Source organism: Lysobacter sp. GQ73 (assembly GCF_059758755.1).
In genome coordinates this window covers 1,096,739-1,120,614 of the sequence record NZ_JCAXEE010000002.1, presented here as the reverse complement: position 1 = coordinate 1,120,614, position 23,876 = coordinate 1,096,739, and the positions used below count along the sequence as shown (strand labels likewise).

Annotated in this window: 21 protein-coding genes; 10 read left to right on the top strand and 11 right to left on the bottom strand. The window is 68.6% G+C overall.

The features are described 5' to 3' along the window. The first annotated feature begins 1,894 nt into the window (after positions 1-1,894). The 3 genes from AC6CH2_RS09655 (at position 1,895) to aceK (ending at position 4,614) form a co-directional block, all read left to right on the top strand. Entirely contained in the window at positions 1,895-2,281 is a 387-nt protein-coding gene (locus tag AC6CH2_RS09655) for a hypothetical protein (RefSeq protein WP_498269039.1), read from the top strand. Beyond that, positions 2,278-2,766: a hypothetical protein gene (locus tag AC6CH2_RS09650; protein WP_498269038.1), complete on the top strand. Its 489-nt coding sequence runs from the start codon at positions 2,278-2,280 to the stop codon at positions 2,764-2,766. Before AC6CH2_RS09655 ends, AC6CH2_RS09650 begins: the two co-directional genes overlap by 4 nt. A gap of 111 nt (positions 2,767-2,877) precedes the next feature. Continuing rightward, positions 2,878-4,614, top strand: coding sequence for a bifunctional isocitrate dehydrogenase kinase/phosphatase (gene aceK / locus AC6CH2_RS09645; RefSeq protein ID WP_498269037.1), 1,737 nt, complete (start codon positions 2,878-2,880; stop codon positions 4,612-4,614). A 246-nt stretch (positions 4,615-4,860) separates the two neighbouring features. On the opposite strand, the gene AC6CH2_RS09640 is transcribed toward aceK, so the two are convergent. After that, positions 4,861-5,091: a hypothetical protein gene (locus tag AC6CH2_RS09640; protein ID WP_498269036.1), complete on the bottom strand. Its 231-nt coding sequence runs from the start codon at positions 5,089-5,091 to the stop codon at positions 4,861-4,863. Positions 5,092-5,213: 122 nt separating this feature from the next. Between AC6CH2_RS09640 and AC6CH2_RS09635 the strand changes: the two genes are divergently transcribed. From AC6CH2_RS09635 to AC6CH2_RS09620, 4 genes are all read left to right on the top strand, one after another. Then, a complete protein-coding gene (locus tag AC6CH2_RS09635; RefSeq protein ID WP_498269035.1) occupies positions 5,214-6,215 on the top strand; it encodes a LysR substrate-binding domain-containing protein in 1,002 nt (333 codons plus the stop codon). A 68-nt stretch (positions 6,216-6,283) separates the two neighbouring features. After that, positions 6,284-7,168, top strand: coding sequence for a class I SAM-dependent methyltransferase (locus tag AC6CH2_RS09630; protein ID WP_498269034.1), 885 nt, complete (start codon positions 6,284-6,286; stop codon positions 7,166-7,168). Positions 7,169-7,239: 71 nt separating this feature from the next. Continuing rightward, positions 7,240-7,773, top strand: a complete 534-nt coding sequence (locus AC6CH2_RS09625) for a pseudouridine synthase (RefSeq protein ID WP_435395208.1) — start codon at positions 7,240-7,242, stop codon at positions 7,771-7,773. Positions 7,774-8,133: 360 nt separating this feature from the next. Beyond that, complete coding sequence (locus AC6CH2_RS09620; RefSeq protein WP_498269033.1) at positions 8,134-9,903, top strand: hypothetical protein; 1,770 nt, start codon at positions 8,134-8,136, stop codon at positions 9,901-9,903. 79 nt (positions 9,904-9,982) lie between these two features. On the opposite strand, the gene AC6CH2_RS09615 is transcribed toward AC6CH2_RS09620, so the two are convergent. Continuing rightward, complete coding sequence (locus AC6CH2_RS09615; RefSeq protein ID WP_498269032.1) at positions 9,983-10,951, bottom strand: DMT family transporter; 969 nt, start codon at positions 10,949-10,951, stop codon at positions 9,983-9,985. A 105-nt stretch (positions 10,952-11,056) separates the two neighbouring features. Further along, entirely contained in the window at positions 11,057-12,010 is a 954-nt protein-coding gene (locus AC6CH2_RS09610; RefSeq protein ID WP_498269031.1) for an aldo/keto reductase, read from the bottom strand. A gap of 242 nt (positions 12,011-12,252) precedes the next feature. On the opposite strand from AC6CH2_RS09610, the gene AC6CH2_RS09605 reads away from it, so the two are divergent. Next, positions 12,253-13,353: a hybrid sensor histidine kinase/response regulator gene (locus AC6CH2_RS09605; protein WP_498269030.1), complete on the top strand. Its 1,101-nt coding sequence runs from the start codon at positions 12,253-12,255 to the stop codon at positions 13,351-13,353. 321 nt (positions 13,354-13,674) lie between these two features. On the opposite strand, the gene AC6CH2_RS09600 is transcribed toward AC6CH2_RS09605, so the two are convergent. From AC6CH2_RS09600 to AC6CH2_RS09585, 4 genes are all read right to left on the bottom strand, one after another. After that, on the bottom strand, positions 13,675-13,848 hold the full coding sequence (locus AC6CH2_RS09600) for a hypothetical protein (protein ID WP_498269029.1): 174 nt from the start codon (positions 13,846-13,848) through the stop codon (positions 13,675-13,677). A 372-nt stretch (positions 13,849-14,220) separates the two neighbouring features. Continuing rightward, positions 14,221-14,589 (bottom strand): hypothetical protein, encoded by a 369-nt coding sequence (locus tag AC6CH2_RS09595; protein ID WP_498269028.1) that lies wholly within the window; start codon positions 14,587-14,589, stop codon positions 14,221-14,223. A gap of 164 nt (positions 14,590-14,753) precedes the next feature. Then, positions 14,754-17,303: an ATP-dependent helicase HrpB gene (hrpB, locus tag AC6CH2_RS09590; RefSeq protein ID WP_498269027.1), complete on the bottom strand. Its 2,550-nt coding sequence runs from the start codon at positions 17,301-17,303 to the stop codon at positions 14,754-14,756. Between the two features lie 104 nt (positions 17,304-17,407). Beyond that, entirely contained in the window at positions 17,408-17,878 is a 471-nt protein-coding gene (locus AC6CH2_RS09585) for a hypothetical protein (protein WP_498269026.1), read from the bottom strand. A 172-nt stretch (positions 17,879-18,050) separates the two neighbouring features. Here AC6CH2_RS09585 and AC6CH2_RS09580 point away from each other — a divergent pair, with 172 nt between their 5' ends. Continuing rightward, entirely contained in the window at positions 18,051-18,845 is a 795-nt protein-coding gene (locus tag AC6CH2_RS09580) for a TatD family hydrolase (RefSeq protein ID WP_498269025.1), read from the top strand. A gap of 37 nt (positions 18,846-18,882) precedes the next feature. Here AC6CH2_RS09580 and AC6CH2_RS09575 read toward each other — a convergent pair whose 3' ends face one another. Further along, positions 18,883-19,335 carry a hypothetical protein gene (locus tag AC6CH2_RS09575; protein ID WP_498269024.1) on the bottom strand — a complete coding sequence of 151 codons (453 nt, stop codon included), beginning with the start codon at positions 19,333-19,335 and terminating at the stop codon, positions 18,883-18,885. 186 nt (positions 19,336-19,521) lie between these two features. Here AC6CH2_RS09575 and AC6CH2_RS09570 point away from each other — a divergent pair, with 186 nt between their 5' ends. Further along, a complete protein-coding gene (locus tag AC6CH2_RS09570) occupies positions 19,522-20,394 on the top strand; it encodes a hypothetical protein (protein WP_498269023.1) in 873 nt (290 codons plus the stop codon). Positions 20,395-20,515: 121 nt separating this feature from the next. On the opposite strand, the gene AC6CH2_RS09565 is transcribed toward AC6CH2_RS09570, so the two are convergent. The 3 genes from AC6CH2_RS09565 to AC6CH2_RS09555 form a co-directional block, all read right to left on the bottom strand. Continuing rightward, entirely contained in the window at positions 20,516-21,025 is a 510-nt protein-coding gene (locus AC6CH2_RS09565; protein ID WP_498269022.1) for a hypothetical protein, read from the bottom strand. Between the two features lie 1,024 nt (positions 21,026-22,049). Further along, positions 22,050-22,859, bottom strand: coding sequence for an ABC transporter permease (locus AC6CH2_RS09560; RefSeq protein WP_498269021.1), 810 nt, complete (start codon positions 22,857-22,859; stop codon positions 22,050-22,052). Further along, complete coding sequence (locus AC6CH2_RS09555) at positions 22,856-23,842, bottom strand: ABC transporter ATP-binding protein (protein ID WP_498269020.1); 987 nt, start codon at positions 23,840-23,842, stop codon at positions 22,856-22,858. The genes AC6CH2_RS09560 and AC6CH2_RS09555 overlap by 4 nt, the downstream gene beginning before the upstream one ends. Positions 23,843-23,876: the final 34 nt, after the last annotated feature.

The window sequence follows — 23,876 nt, the reverse complement described above, 5'->3', positions numbered from 1 at the left end:
CCGATCATGAGCTCTGTAGGAGCGGCGTAAGCCGCGACCAAGGAACGCGCAGAACCACACTGCCTTCATCATTGATCGAAGCCGAAAACTTTCGCCAGGGTAGGAGCGACGCAAGTCGCAACCGCGCTGGCTCGATCTCGCGGCGTCCCGATCATGACCTCTGTAGGAGCGGCGTAAGCCGCGACCAAGGAACGCGCAGAACCGCACTGCCTTCATCATTAATCGAAGCCGAAAACTTTCGCCAGGGCAGGAGCGACGCAAGTCGCGACCGCGCAACTTCATTCTCGCGGCGCAACTGGGATGTCTTTGTAGGAGCGCCGTGAGCGGCGACAGCGCAGCTGGCGGTTACAGCGTTTCTTATCGCAAGCGATGAAGCAACATCAGTTGCAAAGCTTCCGTCCGCTGACGCGCCCGGGTTACTTTCTTTTGTCATAAGCAACAAAAGAAAGGTAACCAAAGAAAAGTGCTTTTCTTTGAATCAAAAGCCCGCACGATCGATGCCGACGCCGGGATGCTCCAGACAGGCCATCCATGGCCTGCTTGCGCACGGCCCGCATCCCTGCGGGCCGCCCTACGGGTCTTCATTTGACCGGTAAAGCGGCAGATCAAAATCCAGGCAACGGCAGACGCGTCGCGTCTGCTCTTGGGTAGGAGCGGCGCAAGCCGCGACCAGGTCCCTCCGGACAACCGCGCCGCCGCCCGCAGATTCGCGGTCGCGGCTTGCGCCGCTCCTACCCTGCGACAGCACGCCGCTGCGATGGATGGCGTTGGCCTTGTGGTTTCGACGCGTCCCGTGGTCGCGACTCACGTCGCTCCTACAGGGGATGGTGACATCGCACGCGTCGGCTGTTTGCGCTGCGGCCTTGCTTTGGCTGTGCGCCGCCGAGCACTCGCGAAGGCCATCGAAGACCCGGAGGGCGGCGCGCAGGGATGCGCGCCTTTTTCAGCGGGACAGGGAGGTCCCGTATGAAAAATCCCCGCGTATGCATCGAACGCGCGGGCCTGTGATTCAAAATAAAGCACTTTTCTTTGGTTACCTTTCTTTTGTTGCTTTAGACAAAAGAAAGTAACCTGCCGCTTTAGTGGCGGAAGCTTTGGGTTTGACCTTGACCTTGACCTTGACCTTGACCTTGACCTTGATCTTGATCTTGATCTTGATCTTTGATCATCGTTCGATGAACGATGCGCCGCGAGACCGGGGCAGCGATGTCGCGGCTTGCGCCGCTCCTACCCCGGCGACGGCGCGCCGCTTCGACGAATAACAACGGCCTCGCTATCTATGCGCATCCCGCGGTCGCGACTCACGTCGCTCCTACAGGGGGATGGTGTCGCGCGCGTCGGCTGTTTGCGCTGCGGCCTTGCTTTGGCTGTGCGTCGCCGAGCACTCGCGAAGGCCATCGAAGACCCGGAGGGCGGCGCGCAGGGACGCGCGCCGTTTTTCATCGGGACAGGGAGGTCCCGTATGAAAAATCCCCGCGTCGGCATCGAGCGTGCGGGCTGGTGATTCAAAACAAAGCATTTTTCTTTGGTTACCTTTCTTTTGTTGCTTTAGACAAAAGAAAGTAACCCGCCGCTTTAGTGGCGGAAGCTTTGGGTTTGACCTTGACCTTGATCTTTGATCATCGTTCGATGAACGATGCGCCGCGAGACCGGCGCAGCGATGTCGCGGCTTGCGCCGCTCCTACCCCGGCGACGGCGCGCCGCTTCGACGAATAACAACGGCCTCGCTATCTCTGCGCATCCCGCGGTCGCGACTCGCGTCGCGCCTGCAGTGGTTGGCCGCGTCGGTCCACGGTTAGACTCTTCATGCAGCCGCACAATCGACGGCGCAAACGCGCAACGTCGATACGGCGCCTGGAACACGACAAACGACCCCGCCCAAGGATCGGCCGCCATGACAACGACTCCCCCCACCGACCACGCCCTCGCCGACGGTCCCTTCGCCGGCCTCGACCTCGGTGCATTGAGCGAACCGGCCCGCCGCACGATCCTCGAAGCCTCGCAGGACTTCCGCGACGTCCTCGCCGGTCGCGCGCCGAGCTTTGCCCGGTCCGACCTGGAAGCGCCGCTGCCGGCCGACGGCGGCAGCCGTGGGTATGTCGGCCGCGGCTACACGCTCTGGGTCTGCCGCAGCCTGTCGAGCTTCGGCGGCGTCGATGGCTATGTGTACGGCCCGGTGCTCAGCTTCGACGAGGGCCTCGCCGCCGGCAACGAGCGCTCGCTCGCCGATACCCGCTTCTATCCCGCCGCGCGCCTGCACGCGTTGTTGGCCCAGGCATGACCGGCCTCGTCCGCTATCTGTGGCTGCTGATCGCCAGCATCGCCCTGCCGGCCTGGGTGCACTGGCCGTACGTGGTCGGCGAGGTCGATCTGGCGTCGGTCCAGATCATGAGCTCGAGCCGCTTCCTGTTCGAGATGTGGCTGTCGGCGAGCTTCGCATTCCTGCTGGTGGCGCTGCCCACGACGCTGTGGCGGCGGTGGCGGCAACGGCGGCGCGGCGGGCGGCCGCGCGATGCCTGGTTCGCGGCGGCGGCGACGATCGCGGCGACTCTGCTCGCACTGCACGCGAATTTGACCGGCTATGCGGCGTTCTACGGCAACACCTGGGCGCGGTGGGAACCGACCTTCGAGTTGTTCCTGCCGCACGGCCTGTCGGTGCTGGCGATCCTGGCGCTGACGATCGCGCTGGAAAGGTGGATGGCGACGCGCTCGTCGCACGTGAAACCGGCAGCGCTGGCTCCGGTGCCGTCGCGACCCGGCCGGTAGCGCCGCCGCCTGCGGCGCGCTACGGCGCCAGGTCGCGGCCGGCATGATCGTTTCATACGCAAATAGCCACGGCGGAGCACAGACGTCGCGGCTCCGCCGTACACTCCTGCCATGGCCACCCCGCCCGCCGCCGAGACCATCGTCGAAGCCACCGCCATCGCCGGCCTGATCCGCGACGCTTTCGCCGATTATCACGCGCGCTTCGCCGCGATCACCCGCCGTGCCCAGGGCCGCTTCGAGCGCAGCGACTGGAGCGGCGAGCGCGAGGATGCGGTCGAGCGCATCGAGCTCTACGACCTGTGCATCGCCGAGGCCAGCGACTCGCTCGAACGCCGACTCGGCGAACGCGCCCGCGAGCGCGCGCTATGGTCGGCGGTGCACGCGGCCTACGCCGAGACCATCGCGCCGCTGCTCGACTGCGAGCTCTACAAGACCTTTTTCAACACCCTGACCCGGCGCTTCTTCAAGACCCGCGGGGTCGACCCGGCGATGGAGTTCGTCGCCCTCGACATCGAGCCGACCGACGCCATCACCCATCCGGTCGCGCGCCACAGCTATGCGGTGTCGGAAGACCGCCTGGTCGAGACCTTCATGCGGGCGCTCGGCGACTATCCGTTCGCGGTGCCCTACGCGCATCGCACGCGCTGCGCCGCCGGCATCGCAGTGCGCCTGCAGGAGGACTTGCAGCATTGGGGCCCGCACCCGGTGCGCGCGGTCGAGCTGCTCGATACCGTGTTCTATCGCGAACGCCGCGCCTATCTGGTCGGGCGGGTGTTCGGCGAGCGTTCGTTCTCGCCGTGCGTGATCGCCCTGGTCAACGACGGCGGCGCGCTCAAGGTCGATGCGGTGCTGACCTTGCGCAGCGAAGTCGTGCAGTTGTTCAGTTACTCGCGCAGCTATTTCCATGCCGACCTCGGCACGGTCGGCGATGCGGTGGTGTTCCTGCGCACCCTGCTGCCGGGCAAGCCGATCGACGAGCTCTACACCGTGCTCGGCCGCGCCAAGCAAGGCAAGACCGAGCGCTACCGCACCTTCTTCCGCCAATTCGCGGCGCAGCCCGGCGAGCGCCTGATCCGCGCCGAGGGCGAGCGCGGCATGGTCATGGCGGTGTTCACCCTGCCCAGCTATCCGCTGGTGTTCAAGATCATCCGCGACCGCTTCGCCTATCCGAAGGAGGTCGCGCGCGAGGAAGTGGAGGCCAAGTACTCGCTGGTGTTCCGCCACGACCGCGTCGGCCGCCTGGTCGATGCGCAGCCGTTCCGTTTCCTGCGCTTCCCGCGCGCGCGCTTCGCCCCGGACCTGCTGGAAGAATTGTTGAGCACCTGCGCCAGCAGCATCAGTCTGGACGGCGACGACCTGGTGCTGCACCTGTGCTATGTCGAGCGCCGCCTGCGCCCGCTCAATCTGTATGTGCGCGAGCAGACCGCCGAGGCCGCGCGCGCGGCGGTGATCGACTACGGCCAGGCGATCCGCGACCTGGCCTTGAGCAACATCTTCCCGGGCGACCTGCTGCTGAAGAACTTCGGCGTGTCGCGGCACGGCCGCGCGGTGTTCTACGACTACGACGAGCTGTGCCTGGTCACCGACTGCCGCTTCCGCAGCGTGCCGGAGCCGCGCAACCACGAGGAAGAGATGGAATCCGGCGCCTGGTTCTACGCCGCCGGCAACGATGTGTTCCCGGCCCAGTTCCCGCGCTTCCTGGGCCTGTCGCCGGCCCTGCTCGGCGCGCTGATGCACGCGCATGCCGACATCTTCCGCGTCGAGTGGTGGCAGCAGGTGCAGGACGGCCTGGTCAGCGGGCGTCACAACGACGTGGCGCCGTACCCGGAGCGGCGGCGGCTGCCTTAGCCGGAAGACACTCTTAAGAGAGGGGCGGGAAGGCTTGGTCTCGCTCTGTCCTCAACCCATCGCGCGCAGAAGCGACTCCCCGCGCCGAACCCCACCCTGGCTTCGTGCTCGGTCAGGGCGCTTGCCCTTTTCCAAAGGGGCAGTGGATTGCCGACCGTCGTTGCGGCTCCCCCTTTGGAGGGGCTGGGGGATTTGCCTGGTCCGGCCAAGCAGACGAGGCAGGAGCCGTCGAGGAATCGCTTCCCCTCAAGCACACCCATGCGCATCGCCGCAGGCGTCCTGGCGGGTCAGGCGCTCGGGGGTGCGGGCGAACCAGGCGCGCCAGCCGGTGACCGCGGCGGTCGCCGAACCCAGCGCGGCCACCGGCTGGGTACGCTCGACTACGGCCGCGGGGGCGGCCTGGGCGAGGTCCTCGTCGGCATCGCGCGGATCGACGAAATGGCCCTGCAGGAACATCAGGTTCTTGTAGATATTCATCGCTCGTCTCCCTGCGGCGCCGGCCCGGTATGGGCTGGCTTATTGAGTGATTCGCAAGGTACGCTCGCCGGATACGGCAAAAAAGCGCGCCGTTTGCAAGCCAGACTTGAAAGGGATTCAAGATGAATCGACCGCCGCTGCATGCGCTGCTGGGCTTTGCGACCGCCGCGCGCACGGGCAACCTGACCCGCGCCGCCGATTCGATGAACCTGACCGTCAGCGCGCTCAGCCACCAGATCCGCACCCTGGAGGAACGCCTCGGCCGGCGCCTGTTCGAGCGCGGTCCGCGCGGGGTGCGGCTGACCGCCGACGGCGAACGGCTGCTGTCGGTGGTCGCGCCGCACCTGGATGCGCTCGACCACGCGCTGCGCCCGTACAGCCCGCGCCGCGACGAGGTGCTGACCCTGAGCCTGATGGCCTCGATGGCCTCGGCCTGGCTGGTGCCGCGGCTCGGCAGCTTCGTCGCCCGCTGCCCGCAGCTCGAACTCAACCTGTTCTCGTCGGCGGCGGTGGTCGATTTCGACCGCGAGCCGGGCATCGACGCGGCGATGCGCGGCGGCTACGGGCGCTGGCCGGGATTGGTCACCGAGCATCTGTTCAACGAGACCCTGATCCCGGTCGCCAGCCCGGCGCTGATCGAACGCATGGGCGGCGAGTTGCCGGCGCAGGAGGACCTGCACCGCTGGCCGCTGCTCGGCGACCTGTCGCCGTATTGGAAGGACTGGTTCGAACGCTACGGCGGCAAGATGCCGAACCGCTACGTCGCCCATTTCGACGACTCCGAAACCATGCACCGCGCCGCGGTCGAAGGCCTCGGCGTCGCCCTGGGCCGGATGGCGCGCACGCGCCTGCTGATCCAGAACGGCCAGCTGGTGCCGCTGAGCCAGTGCCGGCTGCAGATCGATTGGGGCCACTACCTGGTGTATCCGCAGCGCTCGGTCGATCACGCCGGGCTGGGTTCGTTCCGCACCTGGCTGCACGAGCAGGCGGCGGCCTATGTCGCCGAGATGGAAGCCGACCACCTCGCCCGCCATGGCCGCAGCGCCAAAACCGCGAACGGTCCGGCGAGCAACCCCGCAAGCCGCCCTGCCGGCAACGCCAAGGCCGCCGCCAAGCGCCGTTGAGCACATCCCCGGCACCGGGCGCTTGCGGTAGGCTGACGCCCCCTGTCCGATCCACCGGAGTCCGTTGCATGGAACGTAACCGTCCCGCTCGTTTGCTGTTGCTCGCCGCGTTGTTGCCCGGCCTGGCCCTGGTAGCGCATGCGCAGAAGCCCGCCGCCAAGGCCAAGGACGCCGAGAGCGCCGCCAAGACCGCCGAACCCGCCGCCAGCGCCGCGTTGAAGCAGGCCGTCGCCGGCAGCTGGCGCGACCCCAAGAACGTCGCCCGCGACGCCTATCGCCATCCCCTGGAGACGCTGCAGTTCTTCGGCGTGCGCCCGGACCAGACCGTCATCGAAATCACCCCGGGCGGCGGCTGGTACGCGGAGATCCTCGCGCCGTATCTGGCCGAACGCGGGCGTTACGTCGCCGCGGTGGTCGACCCCGACTCGCAGTCCGAGGACGGCGCGCGCAAGTACTACACCAAGGCCAAGGCGAACCTGGAAACCAAGTTCGCCGGCGCGCCGGCGCAGTTCGGCAAGGCCGTGGTCGCCGCCTACGACAGCTACAAGCCGGCGTTCGGCCCGGCCGCCTCGGCCGACGTCGTGCTGACCTTCCGCAACGTCCACAATTGGCGTTCGGCCGACCAGGCCGAGGGCATGTTCAAGGGCTTCTTCGACGTGCTCAAGCCGGGCGGCACCCTCGGCGTGGTCGAACACCGCGCCAAAGCCGACGTCCCGGCCAGCGACAAGAGCGGTTACGTCGGCCAGGCGCAGGTGATCGCGATGGCCGAAGCGGCCGGCTTCAAGCTCGAGGCCAAGAGCGAGATCAACGCCAATCCGCGCGACACCAAGGACCACCCGAACGGCGTGTGGACCTTGCCGCCGTCCAACGATCACGCAGCCGCCGACGCGGCCAAGTACAAGGCCATCGGCGAAAGCGACCGCATGACCCTGCGCTTCCGCAAGCCGCGCTGAGTCCACGACTGCGCACCGTAGTACCGCGAGGCGGCCCGCGCCGCCTCGCGTTCCTGCCCGGCCCCGCCCGCGTGCTGATCGCCTTCAACAAACCGTATGGCGTGCTGTGTCAGTTCACCGATCGCAGCCAACCGCCGCGGCCGACCCTCGCCGGCTTCGGCCTGCCGCCGGACGTGTACGCAGCCGGGCGCCTGGACCACGACAGCGAAGGCCTGCTGCTGCTGACCGACGACGGCGGCCTGGCCCATCGCCTGACCGACCCGCGGCATAAGCAGCCCAAGACGTACTGGGTGCAGGTCGAGGGCGACCCGCAGGACCCGGCGCTGCGCGCACTGCGCGACGGCGTCGAGCTCAACGACGGCCGCACCCTGCCGGCGCAGGTCGAACGCCTCGACCCGCCGGCGCTGTGGCCGCGCGACCCGCCGGTGCGTTTCCGCAAGACCGTGCCCGATGCCTGGCTGGCGATCACCATCCACGAAGGCCGCAACCGCCAGGTGCGGCGCATGACCGCCGCGGTCGGCTTGCCGACCCTGCGCCTGGTGCGCGTGGCGATCGGGCCGTATCGGCTCGACGGGCTGACGCCGGGGCAATGGAGCCCGCGCTGAGGGCGGCTCCGTCGCGACAGTGCCACGACGCCTGCGCGAGGTCGCGCACTTCCACGCCGTTGCAGCACCCCGGACGTGACGTGGCGCGCTGCGACTGCGACATCGAGCCTGCGACGTAGTTGCGATGGAGCGGTCGCGGTTCGCGCCGCTCCTACCCTGGATGGAACCCAGCTCCGCCGATCGATCTGCGACCGTCGTCGCAAGGATGCGGCCAATCGCGAAATCCCATGAGATATCGCCCCGGTTTGATCCCGGGTCCGCCATGGCAGCGCATCGCCGCGCCCTCTAGCGTGCAGTGACGGGCGCGTGCCAGGACCGGCCGATGCGCCACCAGCCAAGTTCTCTCTGGGGAGACCAGCCATGACCCGACTGCGTTCGATTTCGTTCGGCTTCGGCGCGATGCTGTGCGCGTCCGCCGCTTACCTGTCGTATCCCGCGCCCGCCGACAGCGCGGTCGGCCGGGTCGCCGCCGCCGAGGAACCCGGGTTCGAACAGACCCCGCCGGTGCTCGAAGACAGCTTCATCACCCCGGTCGACGGCAACCCCGGCGGCGACGCGCTGCTGGAGTTCGTCTATGCCAAGGGGCAGGCGCTGCCGGCGGAGATCGCCTTCAACGTCGGCGACAAGCCGGTCACGCTGCAGCGCGACGCGGAAAACCCTCAACTGTACCGGGCGCTCATCCCGTTCGACTTCGACGGCCTGGTCAAGGAACAGGAAACGCGCCAGGCGCTGGCCGCCGAACAGAAGGCCACGGTGCCGAGCTTCGACGGCCGCGAGCACCTCGGCGACAGCCCGATCGCCTTCCTGCCGCCGGACCGGCTGCGCGAGCAGATCGCCGCGCGCGTGCGCATCCGCATTCCCGGGGGCGTGCTGCTCGGCCCGCCGGCGATCGTGCGCCCCGAACGCTCGCTGCTGGTCACCCACCCGGCCGTGGTCGAAGACCCGACCCGCACCTTCGACGCCTGCACCAACGCCGGCAACCCGAACGGCGCCTGGACCTTCAACCGGCTCATGACCAACATGGCCAACCAGCCGCTGACCGGGGTGGACCCGTCCGACTTCGTCGAGAACTGGATCCGCACCTGGAACACCTCGACCACGGTCAACAGCTTCGTGGTGCCTGCGCGCACTTCGGTCAACTCGCAGGTGCTCGCCAGCTGGCCCCGCCTGAGCAACGGCAAGCTCGACCTGAGCCGCTCGCCGATGCGCCTGCTGGCGATCGTCAACCGCGTCGACCTGCGCGGCAACGCCGGCTACGGCGGCGGCAACGCCGGCGAAGGCCGCTTCGTGTTCGGGGTGATCCGCCGCAACACCACCGGCACCTGCACCGTGCACCGCTTCACCGTGATCCTCGAATACGGGGTGCCGATCGCCGGTTGCCCGGCGGTGCGCAGCTTCGCCCAGCAGTGGGGCGCGCTGGGTTCGATGAGCCTGGGCTCGTCGCTGTACAACAGCTCGCTGCAGGCGATCACCGACCAGTTCACCGGCGCCAACGCCGCGCCGCGCAAGCCCAACGGCAGCGCGATCAACCAGATCCGCACCAACGAGTTCCTGCAGAGCCCGTGGGAACTGCGCGAGTTCAACATCGTGCGCGCCACCGCCCAGCTCGGCATCGTGCCGGCCAAGCAGACCCCGAACCACGTGTTCAACAACGCCGGCACCCTGCTCGCCAGCTACGTCAACGCCAACCAGGCGCAGGTGCTGGTCGAACAGCACTCCGTGCCGCTGAGCTATCTGGGCACGCCGTTCCTGACCGGCTCGGTGCGCAACCCGAGCCCCCAGGTGGCCTGGACCCATCCCGGCATCGTCAACAACAACGCCCGCAACAAGCTCTCGCTCAACACCTGCGATGCCTGCCACGGCCGCGAAACCCTGACCACGAGCTTCCTGCACGTGGGCCCGCGCGCGTCCGGCGCGCAGGCGACGTTGTCGCGGTTCCTGATCGGCAACGGCACCCTGGCCAGCCCGACCACCTTCAACATGGCCGACCCGGTGGTCGCCTCGACCGTGCGCAACTACGGCGACCTGGTCCGCCGCCAGGCCGACCTGGCGACCCTGCAGAGCAATGCCTGCTTGTCCGGCGGCGTGTTCCAGCAGGCGCAGTTCCACCCGATGCTGGCCGCCCACTGACGGGCGACAGCCGCAGACCGGGAAGGCGCCGCGAGGCGCCTTCTCTCTATCGGGCCGTTTGACCGACCGGCGCGGCCGCCTACTTGCCGTCCGGCGGCGCCACCGGCACCGAGTTCGCGCCCGGCCGCGACAGCAACACCACCCCGCCCAGCACTACCGCGGTACCGACCAGCTGGATCGCGGTGATCGCCTCGCCGAGCACCCAGGCGCCGAGGAACACCAGCGACACCGGCCCGATCACCGAGAACTGCGCGGCGGTGCCGGCGCCGAGCCGGGCCACCGCGGCCATGGTGAAGGTCACCGGCAGGAAGGTGCAGAACACCGCGTTCGCCGTCGCCAGGCCGTAGACCTGCCACGGCAGGCCGAGCAGGCCGCCCGGATCGCGGGCGATCAGGTAGTGGATCAGGGTCGCCGCGGTCGACACCACCATCGCGTAGGCGACCAGTTGCAACGAGCCCATGCGCTTGACCAGCTCGCCCGACATGGCGAGGTAGAGCGCGTAGCTGACCGCCGCGCCGAGCACCAGGGCGCTGCCGAACAGCACGTGCTCGCCCTGCACGCGCAGGTTCTCGACCATCACCAGGACCACGCCGGCATAGCTGACCGCGAGCGCGATCCACTCCTTGGCCGCGACCTTGCGCCGGTAGGCGAACAGGCCGATCAGCAACACGATGGTCGGGTTGAGGAACAGGATCAGCCGCTCCAGCGACACCGGCACGTACTCCAGGCCCCAGAAGTCGAGCAGGCTCGACAGGTAATAGCCGAGCACGCCGAGCACCAGGATCAGACCGACGTCGCGGCGCGAGGGCAAGGCCCCGCGCCGGCGCGCGCGCCGGGTCTCGCGGATGCCCAGCAACACGAACAAGGGCAGCGACAGCGCCATGCGCAGGGTCAGCACGTCGAGCGAATCGACCCCGTAGCGGTATTGCAGCTTGGCCAGGATCGCCTTGGCCGAGAACAGCACCGCACCGCTCGCGGCGAGGGCGATACCGAGGCGTCGGGCGCGGTGCTCGGCGGCGACGGAAACGGCGGGGGACACAGCGGTCATGGCAGGCAGGTCGTCGGACGATCGGTGGAGGTGGGCGGATGCGAACCGCGCCGCGGCGGCAGGCCCGGCAACGAGCGCCGGGCGGCGCCGATCATGGCAGAGCGCTCAGGCCTCGGCGCTGGCCGCATCGAGCGCGGCGATCTGTTCGGCCGACAGGGACAGCCGCGTCGCCGCGAGCAGCTCGCGCAATTGCGCCACGCTGGTCGCGCTGGCGATCGGCGCGGCGATCGAGGGCCGCGCGATCAGCCAGGCCAGGGCCACCTGGACGGGGGTCGCGCGCTGGGCGGCGGCGACCTCGTCGAGCGCGGCGAGGATGCCCAGGCCGCGCGCGTCGAGATAGCGCGCGACCGCACCGCCCCGGGCGCGGCTCTTATCGAGGTCGCCGCGGCTGCGGTACTTGCCGGTCAGGAAGCCGCTGGCGAGGGCGTAGTAATTGATGACGCCGAGCCCGCGCTCGCGCACCAGCGGCTCCAGCTCGGCTTCGTACACCGCACGGTCGTAGAGGTTGTAGTGCGGCTGCAGGGTTTCGTAGCGCGGCAGGCCGTGGCGTTCGGCGACGTCCAGGGCCTCGGCCATGCGCGCGGCCGAGTAGTTGGAGGCGCCGATCGCGCGGACCTTGCCCTGCTCGATCAGCCGGGCGAACGCGCCCAGGGTGTCCTCGAGCGGCACCTTCGGGTCGTCCTCGTGGGCCTGGTAGAGGTCGATGCGGTCGGTGCGCAACCGGCGCAGCGAGTCCTCCACCGCGGCCTGGATGTTGGCCGGCGACAGGCCGGGCCGCCGCGACCATTTGGCGACCTTCGTGGCGATGAGGATGCGCTCGCGGCGCCCGCCGCCCTGGGCCAGCCAGCGCCCGATCAGGGTTTCCGACTCGCCGCCGGCATTGCCCGGCACCCAGGCCGAGTAGGCATCGGCGGTGTCGACCAGGCTGAAGCCCGCTTCGGTGAAAGCGTCCAGCAGGGCGAAGCTGGTCGCCTCGTCGGCGCTCCAGCCGAACACGTTGCCGCCGAAGGCGAGCGGCGCCGCCGACAGGGATGAACGGCCGAGCGGTCGCAGGTTCATTGCGGATTCCTTAATCGAACAGCGTCCATGATGCGCCGCCGCATTCGACCGTGGCATCACCGAATTCGCAACGCCGCGTTGCCGAGCGCGGCGAGTTGTCACAAAGGGCATGAACTGTTCAGCTTTTTGACTTTTCATCCCGCCTTTGTGTGAAGGTTTCTGTTAACTTTCGACCCGTTTCCTCGCGGTTCATTTATGCGAATTCAGCGTGAAAAACCCGCCCTAGGGGATGCCAAGGACGTATGAGCACTGCCGCGACATCCACGGGCCGGATTCTCGTCGTCGACGACCAGGCCGCGAACCTGCGCGTCGTCACCGCCTTGCTTTCGCGCCAGGGTTACGAGGTGGTGTCCGCCTCGACCGGCGACGAGGCCCTGCGCCTGTACGCCGAGTCGCCGCCGGACCTGATCCTGCTCGACGTGATGATGCCGGGCATGGACGGTTTCGAAGTCATGGCCGCGTTGCGCGCCGGCTCGCCGCTGCGCGTGCCGGTGGTGTTCGTGACCGCCGCCCACGACCGCGACCTGTTGCTGCGCGCCTTCGATGCCGGCGTGGTCGATTACGTCACCAAGCCGTTCCTGCCCGAAGAACTGCTGGCCCGGGTCAACGCCCATGTCGGCCTGAAGCTCACCCGCGACCGCCTCGAGCGCGTCGCCCGCGAGCGCGAGGAACTGGTCAACCTGGTCGCCCACGACCTCAAGAACCCGCTGACCAGCGTGTTGTTCGCCAGCGACCTGCTGCTGCACAACGGCTGCAAGCCCGAGCGCGTGCCGCGCTACCTGCAGATGATCCACGAGAGCGCCGACGACGCGCTCGGCTACATCCGCCATTACCTGGAAAGCCAGGCCGGCACGCGCGAACACGCCGCGAGACAGGGCCGCGCCGACCTCAGCGAGACCCTGGGCTGGCTGGTGCGCCGCTACGAGATGCAGCTCGACGCGCGCGGCATCCGCGTCGAGATCGCCCCGCCGCCGCACGGCACCGCGCAAGTGGCGATGGATCCGCGCGTGCTGCGCCAGGTCAGCGAGAACCTGGTCACCAACGCGATGAAGTACGCCCCCAACAGCGACCTGCTGTTGGCCGCACGCAACAGCGCCCCCGGCTTCTGGCAGCTGATCGTCGCCGACCGCGGCCCCGGCATCCCGGTGGCGCGCCAGCGCGAACTGTTCAAGCCCTTCGTGCGCCTGCACGACGAAGACGTCGACGACGGCCTGTCGAGCGGCCTGGGCCTGTCGCTGGCGAAACAGATCGTCGTCAACGCCGGCGGCCAGCTCTGGTACGAGGAGCGTAAAAACGGCGGCTCGCGTTTCATCATCGAGCTGCCGGAGGCGGCCGCGGAGTAACGCGGTTGGCGTTGGCGTGGCGTTGGCGTTGCCATGAGTGCTTTGTGCCGACCTTGGGAGCCCGCCCCTGTAGGAGCGACGTGAGTCGCGACCGCGGGACGCCCAGAGACAACGGGCCGTCGCCGCTCGTCGAAGCGGCGTGCGCTCGCCAGGGCAGGACCGGGCGCAAGCCGCGACCGCGCCGTTACGGTCTTGCGGCGCCTCTCTCAATCGAACGAGATCAAGATCAAACCCAAAGCTTCCGCCACTGAAGCGGCGAGTTACTTTCTTTTGTCTAAAGCAACAAAGAAAGGTATCCAAAGAAGTTGCTTTTTTCTTGAATCAAAAGCCCGCACGAGCGATGCCGACGCCGTAATTTTTCATACGGGATCTCCCTGTCCCGATGAAAAAGGGCGCGCATCCCTGCGCGCCGCCCTCCGGGTCTTCTTTAGCCGTCGCGAGCGCGAGGCGGCGCACAGCCGGAGCAAAGGCCATGGTCGCAACCAGCTGACGCACGCGACTTCACCATCCCCTGTAGGAGCGACGTGAGTCGCGACCACTGGACGCGCCGAAACCATAAGGCCTATGCCATCCGTCGAAGCGGCGTGTTCTCGCCAGGGTAGAAGCGGCGCAAGCCGCGACCGCGCTGCGACGGTCTTACGGCGCTTCTTTCAGGAAGGATCGAATAGCTGAAGTGTCGCGGTCGCGGCTTGCGCCGCTCCTGCTCTTGGGCGCTGCGATCCGGAAGCGTCGACCACGATGCGCCCGAACGAGCGAGGCCGACGCTGACGCGTCGGCCTCGGGTAGGACGGTCTCAACAACGCGATGCATCGCACCCGACGGCCTGAAACCCAGACCGCCGGTCGTCCGGGCGAAACCCGCGTGCGTTTATTCGCTGGCGCTTTCTTCGCTGGCCGATTTGCGGGTGGCGGACTTGCGACGCGAGGCGTTGCCGTTCGCGCGGCGCGCATCGATGCGGCGCGCGCTGCCTTCGATCGGATCGCCTTCCGCCTGCTGGCGGGCCTTGCGGCGTGCGGCGGCGTACCAAAGCAGGCCGGCGCCGGCCACAGCGGCGGCCGCGATGACCGGGTTGCGGCGGATGAAGCCGCCGGCGGTGCGTGCGCCGGTCTTCAGCGCGCCCAGCTTGACGCCCGTTTCCAGCCACTGGCCGGCGTTGGGCACGTGCTGCCTGATGTTGTCGCCAACCGACGACACCAGTTCCAGCGCGCGGTCCGGCAATGAAGTGAACTTGCTCATCGTGTCGATCCTGTGACGAGAGAAACGGGCTCCAGTGTCGGCGCGGGCCCGTTGAAATTCTGTGAGCGCAGCCGCGCCGGACCGGCTCCCCGCTGAATAAGGCGCGGTATCGACGCATCGGCCGAGGCGCGTAGCCCGCCGCCGCCCCGGCGGCGCCGCGAGACTCAGGTGCCGCGCGGTTTGGCGCGGTGGGTCGCGGTCGCCGTCCATGGGTCGTCGGGCCAGGGGTGCTTGGGATAGCGCCCCTTCATTTCTTTCTTGACCTCGGGATAGGTGCGCTCCCAGAAACCGCGCAGGTCCTGGGTGACCTGCAGCGGTCGCCCGGCCGGGGATAGCAGGTGCAGGGTCAGCGACACGCGGCCTTCGGCGATGCGCGGCGTATCGGCCAGGCCGAACAGCTCCTGCAGTTTTACCGCCAGCACCGGCGCGACCGCGGCGCCGCGTCCGTCGGCGGCATGCGCGTCGTAGGCGTAGTCGATGGCGCGCTCCATCCCCGACGGCACCGCCATGCGGGTCGGCGCGAGCGCGTCGAGCCGTTGCCGCCACGACCAGTCCAAGAGTGAGCGCAGGGCTTCGCCGAATGCGGCCTCGTCGAGCGCGTCGAGGCGGGTCTTGCCGCGCAACGCCGGCTTCAGCCAGTCGTCGAGCCCGGCCATCAAGGCCTCGTCGGAGAGGTCCGCTAATGCGTTCTCGCCCTGCGCCAGCTCGGGCATCCATTCGCGCAGGCAGCGCACGCGGGCGCGCCACTGGCGCAGGCCTCCGGTCCACGGCAGCGCATCGAGGCCGAGTTGGCGCACCGCGTCGACCAGGGCGTCGGCGTAACGCGAGGGGTCGGGTTTGGCGAGCGGGCGGCTGTCGAGCACGATGCGGTCGTAACGGCGCTCGCGCACCGCTGCGATCGCGCGCGCGGCGGGGTCCCACACCACCCGGTCCTCGCTGACGAAGCGCTGCGGAAACTCGCGCTCCAGCCGCGCCTCGTCGAGCGGCGAGGCGCGCAGCACGCGCGCGTCGCGCGGGTCGTCGCGCAGTTCGCTGATCACCAGCCAGGGCTCGCCGTAGACCGCGCTGTCGTCGAACAACTTGGCGCTGCGGCCGTTAGCGAGCTGATAACGGTAAGGGTCGCTGGGGTGCTGGCGGGCGATGCGGTCCGGAAACGCATGCAGCAACAGATCGCCGAGCGCGTGCGCGGGCACCTGGTTCGGCGGGGTCGCCTCGACGCGCAGGCGGCGGCGCCATTGCCTGGCGGCCTGGTCGAGCGCGGCCAGGGCCGAACGCGAGGCCTCGGCCGGAGCCCGGCCCTGGCGGAACGCGGCCAGCGCCTGCCAGCGCGCGGCCAGCGCATCGCCGCCGCTGCGCAGCGGGTCGCGCGCTTCTATCAACGCGGCCAGATCGCCGGCCAGGGCGCGTTCGCGCGGGTCGCTCGGGGCCAGCAGCATCGCCGCCAGACGCGGATGGGTGCCGAGCGCGAGCATGCGCCGGCCGAACGCGGTGATGGTCGGCGCGGCCTCGCCACTGCCGGCCTCGAGCGCGCCGAGCCGCAGCAGCAGTTCGCGCGCAGCGCCCATCGCGCCGCCCGGCGGTGGGTCGACGAAACGCAGGCCGGCATCGCCCCAGGCGGCGAGCTCCAGCGCCAGTCCGGCCAGTTCGACCTGAACGATCTCGGGCCGGCGCTGCGGTTCGAGGCGCTGCGACTCCGGCCACAGGCGATACGCCCAGCCTTCGGCGACGCGGCCGGCACGGCCGGCGCGCTGGTCGGCCGAAGCCTGGGCGATCGCGACCACGTCGAGCCGCGAGAAGCCGCTGTTGGGGTCGTAACGCGGCTCGCGGGCGAGGCCGGCGTCGATCACCACGCGCACGCCGGGCAGGGTCACGCTGGACTCGGCGACGTTGGTCGCCAACACCACGCGGCGGCGGCCGTCGGGGTCGGGCTGCAGCACCCGGCTTTGCTGCTCGACCGGCAGTTCGCCGTGCAGGCTCAGCACGTCGATGCCGCGCAAGGCCTCGCTGCCGGCGAGCGCGGCCTGCGCGCGCGCGATCTCGCGCTGCCCGGGCAGGAACACCAGCAGGTCGCCGGGATGCTGTTGCACGCCATGCTCGACCGCGCGCCGCAGCTGGTGCTCGAGTTTCTCCTCGCGCCGCGCCGGGTAGTGCGCGACCGTCACCGGATAGCTGCGCCCGGCGCTGCTCAGGCGCGGCGCATCGAGGAACTGGGCCAGGCGCTCGCCGTCGAGGGTCGCCGACATCACCACGATGCGCAGGTCTTCGCGCAAAGAGGCCTGCACGTCGAGCGCCAGGGCCAGGCCGAGGTCGGCGGCGAGATGGCGTTCGTGGAACTCGTCGAACACCAGCGCGCCGACGCCTTCCAGGCTCGGGTCGTCCTGGATCATCCGGGTCAGGATGCCTTCGGTGACCACCTCGATACGGGTGCGCGCGGAGACTTTGTTCTCGAAGCGGATCCGGTAACCGACGGTGTCGCCGGCGGCCTCGCCGCGTTGCCGCGCCATGAACTGCGCGGCGGCGCGCGCGGCGACCCGGCGCGGCTCCAACATGACGATGCGCTGGCCCTGCAGCCAGGGCGCATCGAGCAGGGCCGGCGGCACCTGGGTGGTCTTGCCCGCGCCCGGCGGCGCTTCCAGCACCAGGCGCGGATGCGCGGCGAGGCTGTCGCGGATCGACGGCAGCAGGGAATCGATCGGGAATTCGGCGGCGTTCACGCGCGCAAGGATACGGTGCGCGGCGCCGATCCGGGCGCGCGAGCTATACGCGCTTGCGACGCCGCCGCGGCCGCCCTGCATTCCCGCGCGCGGACCGGGCGCGCTCAGTCGTTGGCGAACTCGCCGCAGCCGTACAGGAGTCGGCCGCCGTCCTCGATATCGCCGATGAAGACCAGGATCGCCTGGCTGTATTTCTTGCGCTTGGTGTCCTGACAGGGCTTGTCCTTGGTGCTCGGCGTGAGCATGACCAGCAAGGTCTGCGATTCGCCGGCGATGGTTTGAGTGCCGGACAGGGCGTACTTCGCACTCAGCTCGAGCGGACCCGGCTCGGGCTCGACCGAAGTCAAGGTGCCGTGGGCCGCACGGACTCCGCGCGGAAGGGCGAGATCGAACACGACCTGGCCGGGGCCGCTGCGCTTGAGCTGGATGCTCCAGCCGGCCTGACCGTAATTGCCGCCGTCGAAGCCCGCCTTCGGAAAGTCGTATTTCGCCTTGGACTCGGCGGGTGCGGATGCCGGCAGGCCGGCGAGCAGCGACGCCAGTCCCAGCGCGAAGATCGTCGAGATGATGCGCATTGCGATGTCCCCATGGCGACCGGCCGGCCGCCTTCGAAGGGCATAACGCCGCGTCGCCGCCGTCGTGAATCGATCGCCCGCGACCGTCGCGGCGGAACCTGGCGCCGACGGAAAACTTGGGCTGGCCCGGCCCAGCGCCTACACTGCGCGCTGTTTCCGCGACACCAGCCTCATGCAACTGATCGACATCGGCGCCAACCTGACCCACGACAGTTTCGACCACGACCGCGACGCCGTGCTGCAGCGCGCACGCGAGGCCGGGGTGGCGCGCATGGTGATCACCGGCGCCAGCCGCGAGCATTCGCCGCAGGCGCTCGAGCTGGCGCGCCGTCACCCGGGCGAGCTGTTCGCGACCGCCGGCGTGCATCCGCACCATGCCGGCGAATACACCGCCGAATGCGACGCCGAGATGCGCGCATTGCTGGCGCACGAGGAGGTCGTGGCGGTCGGCGAATGCGGGCTGGATTATTTCCGCGACTTCTCGCCGCGCCCGGCGCAGCGGCGCGCCTTCGAGATGCAGTTGCAGACCGCGGTCGACATCGGCAAGCCGCTGTTCCTGCACCAACGCGACGCGCATGCCGATTTCATGGCGATGATGCGCAACTTCGACGGCAAACTCGGCCCGGCGGTGGTGCATTGCTTCACCGGCACGCGCGAGGAGCTGTTCGATTACCTCGACCAGGACTGGTACGTCGGCATCACCGGCTGGCTGTGCGACGAGCGCCGCGGCCTGCATCTGCGCGAACTGGTCAAGCACATCCCGGCTTCGCGGTTGATGATCGAGACCGATGCGCCGTATCTGTTGCCGCGCACGGTCAAACCGGCGCCGTCGCACCGGCGCAACGAACCGATGTACCTGGCGCACATCGTCGAAGAGCTGGCCCGGGACCGCGGCGAAGACGTCGCCACGACCGCGGCCAACAGCACCGCGGCCGCCACCGCGTTCTTCCGCTTGCCGGCGGCGTAGCCGCGCGCGCCGCCGGTCGCGCGCTCAGCCCGGCCGGTTATTTCATGGTGAAGTTGCCGCAACCCTTCCAGACCTTCCACGGCCCGAGCTTGGCCGGCGTCAGCACGACGGCGTAGTCGTAGGATCCGTATTGGCCGCGGGTACTGCCCTTGGCGTCCTGGCACCGTTTGCCGGGTTCGACCGGCAGCAGCTTCACGGTCAGGCCGGTGGCGTCGGTGCCGCTGCCGACCCGGCCGGCCAGCGTGTAATCGCCCATGCCCGACGCCGACTTCTGCTGCAGTTTGGCCTTCAATGGCGCCTTCGACTCGGGCACGGTCAGGGTGTAGTCGACCGACAGGTCCGGCTGGGTCAGCAGCACTACATTCCAGGCGACGGCGTCGCCGCCGCGGAACGCCGGGTCCGGAAAAGTGATCCGCTGTGCGGACGCGGGCGTGGCCGCGAAGGCGGCGGCCAGACCCAACCCGGCGACGGCGGCGAACATGATGCGCATGGGACACTCCAGTGGGGGCGACGTGGTGCCGCCGTTACCGCTACCAACGAGTCCGCGCGGTGCGCGTGAAGCCGATGCGGCGCGGTGCCGCCCGCGGACGGGCATCCTGGGACGGCAGCGGCGCAGGCACTAGACTGGGCCGCTTTCGCCGCCTCTCTCCTGCCTGCCCCCGCAAGGACCGACTTCATGGATCACCCCGCATCGCGGTCGCCCGCCTGGTTTCCGCTCGCGCTCGCCGCCTGCGTGTTCGTGCTGACCGCTGCGTTCTTCCTGATCTCGCAGATCGAACATCCCCTGCCCGAGGGCGCCGACGGCGCCAGTGCGCAGCTGTTCGCCTGGCTGGAGTGGCTGTGCGGCATCGGCCTGCTGATCGGCGTCAACCTCGTCCTGGCCAGCGCGATCATCGCGCGTCGCGGCCCGCCGCGACGCGCCTGGGCCGCGCTGTTGGTCGCGGTGGCGCTGGTATTCGGGCTGGGCTATCTGTGGTCGATCGCGGTGCTGCAAACCATGCAGGCCCTGAGCGACAGCGTGCCGGCGACCGAACTGTATCGCTGGCTGCCGCCGCTCAACGCCGCCAAGGTGGCGGTCACCTCGGCGATCGGTCTGACGATCGCCTTCGCGATCGGCGGACGCGGCCCCACCCCGGTGGTCTGGAGCGGCGGGCAGCGGCGCCTGCTCGGCGCACTGGTCGCGTTCGGCGTCTGCACCGGCGTGCTGTTGCTGCTGCAGCACACCGCCAGCCGCTTCACCGCCCTGAGCGACAGCGACCAGCGCCATGGCATGAGCATCGCCGCGCTCGCGATCGGCGCCGTGCACGGCCTGTGCTGGGCCCTGCTGCCGGCGCGCCGCGGCAGCGGCACGATGCCGGCCTTGGTCTCCGCCCTGCTGACGCCGTTGCTGATCGTCCTACCGGCGCTGCCGCTGGTGATGCTGGGCGACCGGCTCGGCATGGCCGAGCTGCTGGTGATCGTATTGCTGCTGTTGTTCGCCGCCCCGGTGCTCTCGGCGTTGCTGGTGGTGTGGCTGCACCGCCGGCGCTATCCGGCGGTGCGGGCCTGACGCCACGGCCTGGATTGCACGGCGAGCATGCTCGTTACAGCAGGCCTCCTTACAGCGGGCCTCGTCATGCAGGCCCGGCTCGCAGCGGGCGTGCGTTCGCTGAGGTAGGCGGCGCCGACGCTCAGTACACCGCGAGGTCGCCGCAACCGCGCATCGGCGGCAGGCCCTCGACGGTGACCTGCACGCTGTGCGCGTGCGGGCGGTCGCCGTCGTCGGTGCAGTCCTTGCGGCTGATCTCGACCACCATCGGCTTGGCACCCTGTTTGGTCGCCAGTTCGCCGCTCAACACGATCAAGGAACCCGGCACGTCGGCCGGCTGGCCCTGGTAGTCGACCGTGCCGCTGGCCCGTTCGCTGCCGCTGCCCCAGGTCAGCTCGACCTTGTGCGCCATTCCGCCGCTGGCCTGGATGTCGATGCCCCAGTGTTCGCCGTAGCCCTTGAACGCCGGCACCGGGCTGACCTTGCCGACCTGGTCGGCGCCGATCTTGCCCATCGGCCGGCCCGCCGGCGCCGGATCGCCCGCCGGCGTCGCGGGCGCATCGGCGCCGAACGTGTCCTTGGCCTGGTCGGGTGCCGCGCAACCGGCGGCGAAGGCGATCGACAGGATCGCAGCGAGAGGCATCAGGCGCATGGGGTTCTCCTGGGTAACGTGGGGCCGGTCTATCGCGGCCGGTGCGTGCGAGGTTGTAACGCATGCGGAGTGCATGAGGGGTCAATGGCGACGAGAACGCGTTCAGTCGCGGCTGCGTTGCCGTTGCCGTTGCCGTTGCCGTTGCCGTGAAGATGTTGCCTTTGCTGTGCGTCGCGTCGATCTAGCGAAGGCAAGAGAAGACCCGGAGGGCGGCCTGCATGGATGCAGGCCGTTTTTCATCGGGACAGGGAGGTCCCGTATGAAAAATCACTGCGTCGGCATCGCTCGTGCGGGCCTTTGATTCAAGAAAAAAGCATTTTTCTTTGGTTACCTTTCTTTTGTTGCTTCAGACAAAAGAAAGTAACCCGCCGCTTTAGTGGCGGAAGCTTTGGGTTTGATCTTGATCTTGATCCTCATCTCAAGGACGAATGCGCCGCGAGTCCGTCGCAGCGATATCGCGGCTTGCGCCGCTCCTACCCCGACAGGCTGCGGCTGGCATCGACGCGATAGTGCGAGGCCGCGGTCGCGACTTACGTCGCTCCTACAGGGGAGGTTCGCAGCGACACGCCGGTTTCGGTTTCGTAAAGATGTTGCCTTTGCTGTGCGTCGCGTCGATCTAGCGAAGGCAAGAGAAGACCCGGAGGGCGGCCTGCATGGATGCAGGCCGTTTTTCATCGGGACAGGGACGTCCCGTATGAAAAATCCCTGCGTCGGCATCGATCGTGCGGGCCCTTGATTCAAAGAAAAGCACTTTTCTTTGGTTACCTTTCTTTTGTTGCTTATGACAAAAGAAAGTAACCCGCCGCTTTAGTGGCGGAAGCTTTGGGTTTGATCTTGATCTTTTTCTGACCCTGACCTTACTTGACAGAGACACCGCAAGACCGTCGCAGCGATATCGCGGCTTGCGCCGCTCCTACCCCGACAGGCTGCGGCTGGCATCGACGCGATAGTGCGAGACCGCGGTCGCGACTTACGTCGCTCCTACAATGGGGCGTGGCTACTCGGCAGGCGGCCAGGCGCAGCCTCAGCTGCGCAAACCCACGCCGCGCTTGAGCAACCACAACGCCAACGACGACAACACCACCACGAAACCGATCATCAAGGCGTACGCCACCCACAACGGCACGTCGCTGCTGCCGAGCAGGCCGTAGCGGAAGGCGTTGACCATGTAGAAGATCGGGTTGGCGTGGGTCGCCGCCTCGGCCCAGGCCGGCAGCAGCTTGACCGAATAGAACACGCCGCCCAGGTAGGTCAGCGGGGTCAGGATGAAGGTCGGCACGATCGCGACGTCGTCGAACTTCTTCGCGTAGACCGCGTTGACGAAGCCGGCCAGCGAGAAGATGGTCGCGCCCAGCAGCACGGTGGTCAGGGTCACCAGCGGATGCGGCACGCGCACCGAGGTGAAGCACATGGCGATCAGCAGCACGATCACGCCGACCATCAGGCCGCGCAGCACCGCGCCGGCGACGTAGCCCCACAGGATCACCCAGTTCGGCATCGGGCTGACCAGCAGCTCCTCGACGTGGCGGCCGAACTTGGCGCCGAAGAAGCTCGAGGAGATGTTGCCGTAGCTGTTCTGGATCACGCTCATCATCACCAGGCCGGGGACGATGAACTCCATGTAGCTGTAGCCGCCCATCTCGCCGATGCGCGAGCCGATCAGGCCGCCGAAGATCAGGAAGTACAGGGTCATGGTGATCGCCGGCGGCACCAGGGTCTGGCCCCAGATGCGCAGGATCCGCATCACTTCGCGGCGGACGATGGTGCCCAGCGCAACCAGGTTGCGGCGCATCGGGGTGGGTTCGGCGACGGCCGCGGGCAGGGTCTGGCTCATGCGGCGGTCTCCGTCTGCGCGGCTTCGGGCTGGTTGATCATGCGCACGAACAGTTCTTCCAGGCGGTTGGACTTGGTGCGCATCGAGCGCACCCGGATGCCGGCCTCGCCGAGCGCGGCGAAGACCCGGTTGAGGTCCATCGCGCGCGGCATTTCCAGGTCGAGGGTGTGGTCGTCGGTGGCGACCACGGTGGCGCCTTCGATGTGCGGCAGGCTCGCCGGCAGCACACCGTCGATGTCGAACAGGAAGCCCTCGACGTCGAGCATCGCCAGCAGGGTCTTCATCGGCCCCTGCTGGACGATCCGGCCCTGGTCGATGATCGCCAGGTTGCGGCACAGGCTTTCGGCTTCTTCCAGGTAATGGGTGGTCAGGATGATGGTGGTGCCGGACGCGTTGATCTCGCGCAGGGTCTTCCACATGCCGCGGCGGATCTCGATGTCGACGCCGGCGGTGGGCTCGTCGAGGATCAGCAGGCGCGGCCGGGTCATCATGGCGCGGGCGATCATCAGCCGCCGCTTCATGCCGCCCGACAGGGTGCGGCTCATCATCTGGGCCTTTTCCCACAGCTGGGCGCGCTTGAGCTCTTCCTCGGCGCGCTGCAGCGCGACCGCCCGGGGCACGCCGTAGAACCCGGCGTAGTTGACCAGGATGTCGAGCGGCTTTTCGAACATGTTGAAGTTCAGCTCCTGCGGGACCAGCCCGATCAGGCGCATCGCCGCCTCGCGCTGGCTCGCCAGGTCGGTGCCGAAGATCGACACCGAGCCCTCGCTGAGGTTGACCAGCGAGCTGACGATGCCGATCAGGGTCGACTTGCCGGCGCCGTTGGGGCCCAGCAGGGCGAAGAAGTCGCCCGGGGCCACGTCCAGGGACACGCCCTTGAGTGCCTGGACGCGGTTGTCGTAGGTCTTGCGCAATGCGCGCACGCGCAGGGCCGGCACCGGCTCGGCCGATGCCGCTGCGGACGCGGCCTGGGACTGGGTCATTCGGAGTGTTCTCGGGAAGCCTGCCGCGGGCCTC